This is a genomic window from Fictibacillus barbaricus (assembly GCF_031457135.1).
GTDB classification, from domain to species: Bacteria; Bacillota; Bacilli; order Bacillales; family Fictibacillaceae; genus Fictibacillus; species Fictibacillus barbaricus_A.
The window spans coordinates 1-1,571 of sequence record NZ_JAVDWA010000018.1 but is presented as its reverse complement, the minus strand read 5'-3'; the positions used below and the strand labels follow the sequence as shown (position 1 = coordinate 1,571).

General features: G+C 53.0%; 1 rRNA gene. It reads left to right on the top strand.

Features of this window, described 5'->3' with window-relative positions:
- Nucleotides 1-1,571, top strand: a 23S ribosomal RNA gene (locus J2X07_RS19910); the annotation flags it as partial.

Below are 1,571 nucleotides of genomic sequence, written 5' to 3'. Positions count from 1 at the left end.
GTAGGTGAAGTGGTCTGGAAAGGCCAGCCGAAGAAGGTAACAGCCCTGTAGCTGAAACTTCGTTCCCTCCAGAGTGGATCCTGAGTACGGCGGGACACGTGAAACCCCGTCGGAATCCGGGAGGACCATCTCCCAAGGCTAAATACTCCCTAGTGACCGATAGTGAACCAGTACCGTGAGGGAAAGGTGAAAAGCACCCCGGAAGGGGAGTGAAACAGATCCTGAAACCGTGTGCCTACAAGTAGTCGGAGCCCATTAACGGGTGACGGCGTGCCTTTTGTAGAATGAACCGGCGAGTTACGATCCCGTGCAAGGTTAAGTTGAATAGACGGAGCCGCAGCGAAAGCGAGTCTGAATAGGGCGACATAGTACGTGGTCGTAGACCCGAAACCGTGTGATCTACCCATGTCCAGGGTGAAGTTCAGGTAACACTGAATGGAGGCCCGAACCCACGCACGTTGAAAAGTGCGGGGATGAGGTGTGGGTAGGGGTGAAATGCCAATCGAACACGGAGATAGCTGGTTCTCCCCGAAATAGCTTTAGGGCTAGCCTCGCGGCAAGATTCCTGGAGGTAGAGCACTGATTGGACTAGGGGCCCCCACAGGGTTACCGAATTCAGTCAAACTCCGAATGCCAGAGAATTATCCGCGGGAGTCAGACTGCGAGTGATAAGATCCGTAGTCAAAAGGGAAACAGCCCAGACCATCAGCTAAGGTCCCAAAGTATACGTTAAGTGGCAAAGGATGTGGAGTTGCCCAGACAACCAGGATGTTGGCTTAGAAGCAGCCACCATTTAAAGAGTGCGTAATAGCTCACTGGTCGAGTGACTCTGCGCCGAAAATGTAACGGGGCTAAACGTATCACCGAAGCTATGGCTTGTACCGTATGGTACAGGGGTAGGGGAGCGTTCGAAGTGCAGCGAAGTCAGACCGGAAGGACTGGTGGAGCGCTTTGAAGTGAGAATGCCGGTATGAGTAGCGAAAGACAAGTGAGAATCTTGTCCATCGAAAGCCTAAGGTTTCCTGAGGAAGGCTCGTCCGCTCAGGGTTAGTCGGGGCCTAAGCCGAGGCTGAAAAGCGTAGGCGATGGATAACAGGTTGATATTCCTGTACCACCTCCTTTCCGTTTGAACAATGGGGGGACGCAGTAAGGTAGGGTGAGCGCACTGATGGAATAGTGCGTCTAAGCAGTTAGGCTGTTGGATAGGCAAATCCGTCCAACGTGAAGGCTGAGCTGTGATGGCGAGGGAAATTTAGTACCGAAGTCCCTGATCCTACACTGCCAAGAAAAGCCTCTAGTGAGGAAAGAGGTGCCCGTACCGCAAACCGACACAGGTAGGCGAGGAGAGAATCCTAAGATGATCGGGAGAACTCTCGTTAAGGAACTCGGCAAAATGACCCCGTAACTTCGGGAGAAGGGGTGCTCTGATAGGGTTTATCGCCCGAGAGAGCCGCAGTGAATAGATCCAAGCGACTGTTTAGCAAAAACACAGGTCTCTGCGAAACCGCAAGGTGAAGTATAGGGGCTGACACCTGCCCGGTGCTGGAAGGTTAAGAGGAGGGGTTATCCTT